Origin of the sequence: Collinsella sp. AF16-8 (assembly GCF_003462695.1) — a bacterium.
Classification (GTDB): domain Bacteria; phylum Actinomycetota; class Coriobacteriia; order Coriobacteriales; family Coriobacteriaceae; genus Collinsella.
On sequence record NZ_QRXX01000009.1, the window covers coordinates 119,950 to 128,517 of the forward strand.

7 protein-coding genes are annotated in these 8,568 nt (G+C 59.5%); all 7 read right to left on the reverse strand.

Annotation, left to right across the window (positions count from 1 at the left end):
* Positions 1-343 precede the first annotated feature (343 nt).
* Positions 344-1,285: a site-specific tyrosine recombinase XerD gene (gene xerD / locus DWW73_RS08850; protein WP_199413505.1), complete on the reverse strand. Its 942-nt coding sequence runs from the start codon at positions 1,283-1,285 to the stop codon at positions 344-346.
* Positions 1,286-1,287: 2 nt separating this feature from the next.
* The gene (locus DWW73_RS08855; protein WP_055252564.1) at positions 1,288-2,949 is read right to left on the reverse strand and encodes a CTP synthase; all 1,662 of its coding nucleotides are present in this window, start codon (positions 2,947-2,949) and stop codon (positions 1,288-1,290) included.
* 178 nt (positions 2,950-3,127) lie between these two features.
* On the reverse strand, positions 3,128-3,466 hold the full coding sequence (locus DWW73_RS08860; protein ID WP_040358312.1) for a hypothetical protein: 339 nt from the start codon (positions 3,464-3,466) through the stop codon (positions 3,128-3,130).
* A gap of 256 nt (positions 3,467-3,722) precedes the next feature.
* A complete protein-coding gene (locus DWW73_RS08865) occupies positions 3,723-5,204 on the reverse strand; it encodes a DUF1846 domain-containing protein (protein ID WP_006234276.1) in 1,482 nt (493 codons plus the stop codon).
* A 530-nt stretch (positions 5,205-5,734) separates the two neighbouring features.
* Positions 5,735-7,222, reverse strand: coding sequence for a YfcC family protein (locus DWW73_RS08870; RefSeq protein WP_369831459.1), 1,488 nt, complete (start codon positions 7,220-7,222; stop codon positions 5,735-5,737).
* A 138-nt stretch (positions 7,223-7,360) separates the two neighbouring features.
* Positions 7,361-8,356 carry an ornithine carbamoyltransferase gene (gene argF, locus DWW73_RS08875; RefSeq protein WP_117584234.1) on the reverse strand — a complete coding sequence of 332 codons (996 nt, stop codon included), beginning with the start codon at positions 8,354-8,356 and terminating at the stop codon, positions 7,361-7,363.
* 110 nt (positions 8,357-8,466) lie between these two features.
* The coding region (locus tag DWW73_RS08880) for an arginine deiminase family protein (protein ID WP_147343553.1) at positions 8,467-8,568 on the reverse strand (102 nt) is incomplete at its 5' end.

The window sequence follows — 8,568 nt, forward strand, 5'->3', positions numbered from 1 at the left end:
CACCCCGCCCCACCACTCCACCCACCATATATTGCAAAACACCCCCAATCATATGTTCGAAAACACAATATGTTGTGTTTACAGCAACGGCGGGATGCCACCTGTGGCACCCCGCCTTTCAACCTCAACCTTCAAGTTGACCTTGAGGCGATTTTTGCGTCCCTTTACATGCCGTTCACATCGCCCCCAAACTCCCCCACCCAAGGCACATGCGGCCCACCACCGCGACGACAAGTGGCAAAAAATGGGACGGGCCCCAGATTGCCCATGCGCGCGCAAAAGCACGCCGCGGCAATCTGGGGCCCGTCCCCAAATACCTATAGATATGCAGGCCAGCGATGTGTTAACGATGTGCCAGCGGGTGCGCCGCCAGATAGACCTCGGTCAGTTGCGTACGATCGACATGCGTGTAGACCTGCGTGGTCGATATATCGGCATGTCCCAAGATCTCCTGTAGCACACGGAGGTCTGCACCGCCCGCAAGCATATGGGTGGCAAAGGAGTGACGCAGCGTATGGGGATGGAGTCCCACCAGCCCCACCTGGCGCCCGTAGCGCTCACAGATGGCATGGATGCCCTGGCGCGACAGACGGCGACCGTTCTTATTTAAAAAGACCGCCGAGGTCTCGGTTCCGTGGGCATGGGCCGCCAAGCGAGAACGCCCCTCAGTTAAATAGAGCGTCAGAGCTCGCGCCGCGCTTCCCACCAGCGGGGACAGGCGTTCCTTTGAGCCCTTACCGCGAACGAGCACAAAGCCATCGTCGATATGGATATCGCCCACATCGAGCCCCACCAACTCGCTCACACGCAAGCCGCATCCGTAGAGCACTTCCAAGATGGCATGGTCGCGCAAGCCCATCTCGCCCTCGAGGAAGTCTTGATCGAGCAGCGCCGAGACATCCTCCACCGATAGATACTCCGGCAAACGCTCAGCCTTTTTAGGCAGGCGCAACGCCGCCGTTGGATTTTGGGCCACAATCCCATCGCGCACCAAAAAGGCATGCAGGCCCTTCACGGCCGCAAGCGCACGCTCCACCGAGGCATCGGAATAGCCCCCATCGCGACGGTCGGCGACAAAGCCCTCCACGACCTGACGAGTCGCCTCATCAAAAGACATGATGCCCGCCCGCTCCAGATAGGCGCAGTACGTCGTCAGGTCACGACGGTAGGCCGCAATCGTGTTGCGCGCCAAACCCCGCTCGACCGCGAGGTAATCGAGATACTCCCCCGCCGCCACGGCGAGCGACGAGGGAGTAGCTTCGGTATGTTCTTTGTTCGCCGGCACCCTTAGTCCGTAGCGAGGTTCATGGGCGTCACCTGCAGGCGATCGACACCCTCGTGCTGACCGATCGAGGCACGCACGAACTCTCGGAACAGCGGCTGCGGGTTGGTCGGACGGCTCTTGAACTCGGGGTGGGCCTGGGTTGCCACATACCAAGGATGCACGTCGCGCGGCAGCTCGACCATCTCGACCAGGCGCTCGTCGGGCGACAGACCCGAGATAACCAAACCGGCGTCCTCAAGCTGGTCGCGGAAGGCGTTGTTAAACTCAAAGCGGTGACGGTGACGCTCGTAGACGAGATCCTCGCCATATGCCTCGCGAGCGAGAGTATCGGCGGCGAGCTTGCACGGATAGGCGCCCAGACGCATGGTGCCGCCCTTCTCAGTCACATCCTCCTGCGAGCTCATCAGATCGATGACGCTAAACGGACCGTCCGGGTCGAACTCGGAGGAGCTGGCGCCGGCAAGGCCGACGACGTTGCGGGCGAACTCGCACACGGCCACCTGCATACCCAGGCAAATGCCCAGATACGGAATCTTGTGCTCGCGGGCAAACTCGGCCGCGAGGATCTTGCCCTCCAGGGCGCGCTTGCCAAAGCCGCCGGGGACCAGGATGCCCGAGGCGTCGCCCAGAACTTCGGAGACATTCTGCTCGTCGAGGCTCTCGCCGTCGACCAGCTGGACGTCCACATGGCGATCGTAGAAGACGCCCGCATGGTGCAGGGCCTCGATAACCGACAGATACGCATCGGGCAGCTGCGTGTACTTGCCAACGACGGCAATCTTCACCTTGTCGGCGTGATGGTTGGCGTGATTCTGTTTGCGCAGGAACTCGTTCCACTCGCTCATGTCGCGCTCACGCGGGTCCAGACCCAGACGCTCGCAAATGCGCAGGTCAAAGTCCTGCTCGGCAAGCAGCTGCGGAACATCGTAAATGCTCGCGCAGTCCTCGTTGGTAAAGACGCAATCGGTGTCGACGTCGCAGAAGCTTGCGATCTTTCCGCGGATAGCGTCATCGATATGGTGGTCGGAGCGCAACACGATAATATCGGGCTGGATGCCAAAGCTGCGGAGCTCCTTGACGGAATGCTGCGTGGGCTTGGTCTTGACCTCGTGGGCGGCGGCGATATAGGGAACGAGCGACACGTGGATGTAGCAGACGTTCTCGGGGCCGGCCTCCTTGCGGTACTGACGAATGGCCTCGACAAACGGTTGGGACTCGATGTCGCCGATCGTGCCGCCCAGCTCGGTGATGACTACATCGGAGCCGGTCTGCTCCTCGATGCGGCGGAACTTATCCTTAATGGCATTGGTGACGTGAGGAATCACCTGCACGGTACCGCCTAAAAAGTCACCGCGACGCTCGCGGGCGATCAGGCTCTTATAGATGGCACCAGTCGTAAAGTTGGAATCGCGGGTCAGGTTCTCGTCGATAAAGCGCTCGTAGTGGCCCAGGTCCAGATCGGACTCGTAGCCGTCCTCGGTCACAAAGACCTCGCCATGCTGGAACGGGCTCATGGTGCCGGGGTCGACGTTCAGATACGGGTCGGCCTTTTGCATCGTTACCTTGTACCCGCGCGACTTGAGCAGACGGCCCAGCGAGGCCGCGGTAATACCCTTGCCCAGAGACGAAACCACGCCGCCGGTCACGAACACATGCTTGGTCATATTGAGTTACCTGCGCTTCCCGTAGAAGTTGTCCATACACATCTTACGGGTCTTCATTGTAATACTCGCGACGCACGCCGCACGCAATTTTTCTTACGCGCAATAGCATTTCTCCATCTTGAAACAAAACGCCGCCCGGTTTCCCAGGCGGCGTCGCTATGGCAAGGGTTACATGCTGCTATCGATCAGCAACCTCGTCCTCAAGCATTTCTTGAACGAGCATGCCGGTACGGACGCCCTCAAGATACCACTCACCACGTTCGGTGAGGCAAATGCCATTTGCAAGCTGACCGCCGTCGTCGCTATAACGCGAGACGACATCAATCATACCTTCGGAATCCAAGCGATCGATTGCGGCGCGGGCACGATACGGCGAAACCCCCACGCGCTCGGCAAGCGTTTTGCGCGAGAAACCATACGGCCCGCCATTGTCTTCGGTTTGCTGGTCGATCTCCATCAACACCAGCACCTCGACACGCTTCATATCGTTAACACTCGCACGACCCTTGCCCGCCATAGCAGCCTCCTCAAACCGAGCACGAGCATCTAACGCGCCGTGCGCGACCGACACACCTCACGATGGCAGGTAATATCCATCATGCGGCATCCCGCTAAGGATGAAACAGTTACGGTTATTGTATACCGCTCAAATTGTTTCTAGGCAGGTAAACAGCTATTTTTCGCCGAAATAGACGCTTTATTGATCAAAAAGCCGTACCGGGCGCTAACCCGATACGGCCAAAATGCAATGCAATTACCGCGGTGCTTCAAACTTAGCGATGGAAGAAACCGCGGCGCTCAAACTTGGGCTCGCAGCACACATTGATACCCAGTTTGCGCAGTACCGTCTCGTCCGTCGGCGAGATAATCACGCTAAAGAAGGCATCGCAACCGCGCAGCTGCTCCAGGCCCGAAAGGACGCGAGCGGCCGTCTCACTCGTGGCCGAGGTGATCGACAGCGCCATAAGCGTCTCGTCGGTGTGGAGGCGCGGGTTTTTGCTGCCCAGGAAATGCGTCTTGAGCTTGCTGATGGGCTCGATCGCCTCATCGCTAATGACCTCGAGCTCAAGGTCGACGCCCGAGACATGCTTGAGGGCGTTCATAATGAGCGAACTTGCGGCGCCCAGGCGCGTGGAGGTCTTACCGGTCACCACGGAGCCATCGGGCATGACCATGGCACCCACGGGACCACCCGTCAGCTGCTCCCTGGTGAGGGCCGCCGAGCGCGCCGGTGAGTAGTTCTTATCGATGCCGGCTTTCTTCATAATAATCTTGAGACGGTCGACTTGCTCATCGCCCACGCCGGTACGGCGCACATTTTCGACCGCGGTAAAGTAGCGGCGGACGATCTCCATCTTGGAAGCGTCGCGGCAGGCATCGTCATCGGTGATGGCAAAACCGACCATATTGACGCCCATGTCCGTAGGGCTCTGGTAGGGGCTCTTGCCCAGGATCTTTTCCATCAGGGCACGGACTACCGGGAAGGCCTCGACGTCGCGGTTGTAGTTGACCGTGGTCTTGTTGTAGGCCTCCAGGTGGAAGGAGTCGATGATGTTGGCGTCATCGAGGTCTGCCGTGGCGGCCTCGTAGGCAATATTGACCGGATGCGTAAGGGGCAGATTCCAAACCGGGAAGGTCTCGAATTTGGCATAGCCGGCGGCCGTGCCATGCTTGTGCTCGTGATAGAGCTGAGACAGGCAAGTGGCGAGCTTGCCCGAGCCAGGGCCGGGCGCCGTCACGACAACGAGCGGTCGGGTGGTCTCGACAAACTCGTTCTTGCCATAGCCGTCGTCGGACACAATCAGATCGACATCGTGCGGATACCCCTCGATGGGATAGTGCAGCTTGGCGGGAATACCGAGCGCGTTCAAGCGGTTGCGGAACACATCGGCAGCAGGCTGGCCGGCGTACTGGGTGATAACCACAGCCGCGACGGCAAAGCCGTTGCCGCGGAACAGGTCAACCAGGCGCAGCACATCCTCGTCATAGGTAATGCCAAGGTCACCACGAGCCTTGTTTTTCTCGATATGGTTCGCGTTGATCGCGATGATAACCTCGACATCGTCGGCGATGCTCTTGAGCATGCGGAACTTGCTGTCCGGCTCAAAACCCGGTAGCACGCGGCTGGCATGATAGTCATCGAACAGCTTGCCGCCAAACTCCAAATACAGCTTGCCGCCAAACTGCGAGATGCGCTCCTTAATGTGAGCAGCCTGCAGCTCGATATACTTCGCGTTGTCGAAACCCTGGCGCATGTATGGCTCCCGTCCCGTTTCCATTTAATGTTCTAGGCGATTATAACGGAGCCCTCCCTCCCCGATACCCAAACCATCAACAGGCACCAACCCAACACGCCATCGATAAGTTGCGGTGAAATAGTTCCTGTTTAACCCCTCAAGACGGCCAAACGGGAACTATTCCACCGCAACTTCCCCTTTTGGCGCAAAGTAACCTGACCCCTTTGCACCAACAGCAGAAACGTCGCGGGCAGAGAACGGACAGCGAACAGACACCAGAGCGAGCAAGGTGACGTGAAAGAGGAGGGCATAGGCCTTTTGGCCATGCCCGACGATTGAACGTCAGATTGCCGCTCTGGCGGGCTTGCAGCGTCGAGTGGTTCCGGCGTTTGGTAAAACGCCGGAACACAAGAGCGCCCCCTCCCGCGCACGGAACGGGAGGAGGCTAAAGGTAGGAGTCTACCGGTGGGGTTACCCCACCGGACAGACGATGACCAGGTGATCCTTTACAGGATCGTCATGGTTTCCGTGGGGTACCCAAGGGGTACTTAGAGCATCACGCAAGCGACGGTCAGGATGATGGCGCAGACGACGGAGAGAGCGACGATGAGCTTAAGAGCAAACTTGAGCCAGGTCGTCCACTCGATCTTGGCCAGAGCAAGACCGCCCATGATGGCGCCGGAGGTCGGGGTGAACAGGTTCACGACGCCGATGGCGGCGGAGAAGATCATGACCATGACCTCGGGCGAGAAGCCGAGCTTAACAGCCAGCGGTCCCATGATGGGCATGGAGACAGTAGCCATACCGGAGGTCGAGGGGATCAGGAAGGACAGGCCGAAGTAGACCAGGAAGCTCATGGGAGCGAAGATCACGCCGGACAGGCCAGCCAGAGCATTGGCGGCAGCGTCGAGGACGTAGACGTCGAGGCCGGTGCTAGCCATGAGGACGGAGATACCACGGGCGAGGGCGATGACGAGGACAACGGACATCATGTCGGCAGCGCCGGTGATGAAGGTGTTGACGATCTGCTTCTCGGACAGGCCACCGATGATACCGATCAGGACAGCCATGAGGAAGAACCAGGTGGAAGCCTCGTCGAAGTACCACTGGCCAATGGGCAGGCCGGTGATCAGGGCAGACCAGCCCTGAACGATGGCGTTACCGTCGGCGTCATAGACGGCGCCAGCATCGAAGAAGTTGGCGACGCCCTCGTTGAGATCGGCCAGCGGGATGAAGCCGACGATCATGACGACGAAGGTGAAGGCAAAGGCGATCAGAACACCCTTCTGACGACCGGTGAGCTTGACCTCCTTGTGAACCTCGGAAGCAGCCTTGCCGTGAGCCTCTTCGGCGTCCTTGAGCTCCTGCATCGAAAGGATGGTGGAACCCTTGTCAGCCTTGACCTTCTTGGCATAGCTCATGACGAAGAGGATAGACATAACAGTGGTAACAATCCACAGGACGGCACCGAGGCCGATGATGATGGACTGGTTGACCTCAATGCCAACGCCAGTCAGAGCGTCAACGGCAGCACCGACGGCAAACGGGTTAACCGTGGAGCCCAGGCAGCCGCAGCCAGCGCCGAGCAGGACGGTAGCGGCGCCGACCATGGGGTCGAAGCCAGCAGCCATCATGGTGGCGGCGAGCAGGGCGTAGAAGGGAACGGTCTCCTCGCACATACCATAGGTGGTACCACCGAGGGAGAAGATGAACATCAGCACGGGAATGAGCATGATCTCATTGCCCTTAAGCTTCTGCACCAGAACAGCAATGCCGTTGTCCAGGGCGCCGGTCTCGGTCATCATGCCGAGGAAGCCGCCGAGGATCATAACGAAGAGGCAGACGGGCAGAGCGTCAGCGAAGCCCTTGACCGGGGCGGTGCAGAAATCGCTCAAGCGGGCAGCGGTAACCGCGCCACCGGACGTACCGGAGACGATAACGGTAACAACCGCGACGATTGCCAGCAGAGCAAGAAGAATGGTGAACGATGAAGGCATACCGCGCTTTTTCTTAGCGGTCTCAGTCATAGTTCTCATCCCCCCTTCATAAACCATTTACTGATCTCGCCCTAAGCGGCTCTTCCGTGCCGTGCATGTCGCTCAGTGCGAGATTTTTACCAGACAAAAGCGCTCGGGGTGCGCAGCAATGCACCCCGAGCGAGATGCTAGATGCTCTTACTTGAGCGTAGCGTACATGACAGCCTTGATGGTGTGCATGCGGTTCTCGGCCTCGTCGAAGACCTTGGAAGCGGGGCTCTCGAAGACCTCGTCGGTGACCTCCTGCTCGGTGATGCCGAACTGCTCGCACTTCTCGGCGCCAATCGTGGTGTTGGTGTCGTGGAAGCTGGGCAGGCAGTGCAGGAAGATGGCACCCGGGTTGGCCATAGCCATGACCTCGGAGGTAACGCGATACGGAGTGAGCTGAGCGATGCGCTCGGCCCAGACCTCGTCGGGCTCGCCCATGGAGACCCACACGTCGGTGTAGAGAACGTCGGCACCGGTGACGCCGTCCTTGACGTCGGTGGTCAGCTTGATGGTGCAGCCGTTGGCCTCGGCGATGGGCTTGCAGGCCTCGATGACGTCGTCAGCGGGCATGCACTCCTCGGGGCCGCAGGCCACAAAGTTCATGCCGAGCTTGGAGCAGACGACCATGAGGGAGCGAGCGACGTTGTTCTTGCAGTCGCCCATGAAGACGAGGGTCTTGCCCTTGATGTCGTAGTTGAAGTTCTCCTGGACGGTCAGGATGTCGGCGAGCATCTGGGTGGGGTGCCACTCGGTGGTCAGACCGTTCCACACGGGCACGCCGGACTTAGCGGCAAGCTCCTCGACGTCGTCCTGAGCGAAACCACGGAACTCGATGCCGTCATACATGCGGCCGAGAACGCGGGCGGTGTCCTCGATGGACTCCTTCTTGCCCATCTGCGACGAACCCGGATCGAGGTAGGTGACGCCCATGCCCAGATCCATGCCGCCGACCTCGAAGGCGCAGCGGGTACGAGTGGAGGTCTTCTGGAAGAGCAGGACGATGTTCTTGCCCTCGAGATAGCGGTGCGGAACGCCAGCGCGCTTCATGTCCTTGAAGTTCTTGGAGAGCTTGAGCAGGTACTCGATCTCCTCGGTGGTGAGGTCGAGGAGCTTGAGGAAGCTACGGCCGGAGAGGTTAACACCCATGGTTCGTTTCCTTTCGAAGAAATGAATTCCTTAATTACTTACGTAATGGTACCCGTTTGACGGGCGAAACCGGTGCGGTTGTAGGGAGACCGCACCGGAAACTGAAAGACTTAGAGGTCCTCGCGCCAGAAGGGCATGCTCATGCAGCGCGGGCCGCCGCGGCCGCGGGAGAGCTCGGCGGAGGGCACGACGAGAAGGTCCAGGCCCTCCTT

Excerpts from the sequence above, each read along its gene's own strand:
- DWW73_RS08855 (WP_055252564.1), bottom strand. The coding sequence starts at position 2,949 with ATGACCAAGCATGTGTTCGTGACCGGCGGCGTGGTTTCGTCTCTGGGC.
- DWW73_RS08860 (WP_040358312.1), bottom strand. The coding sequence starts at position 3,466 with ATGGCGGGCAAGGGTCGTGCGAGTGTTAACGATATGAAGCGTGTCGAG.
- DWW73_RS08865 (WP_006234276.1), bottom strand. The coding sequence starts at position 5,204 with ATGCGCCAGGGTTTCGACAACGCGAAGTATATCGAGCTGCAGGCTGCT.
- DWW73_RS08870 (WP_369831459.1), bottom strand. The coding sequence starts at position 7,222 with ATGAGAACTATGACTGAGACCGCTAAGAAAAAGCGCGGTATGCCTTCA.
- argF (WP_117584234.1), bottom strand. The coding sequence starts at position 8,356 with ATGGGTGTTAACCTCTCCGGCCGTAGCTTCCTCAAGCTCCTCGACCTC.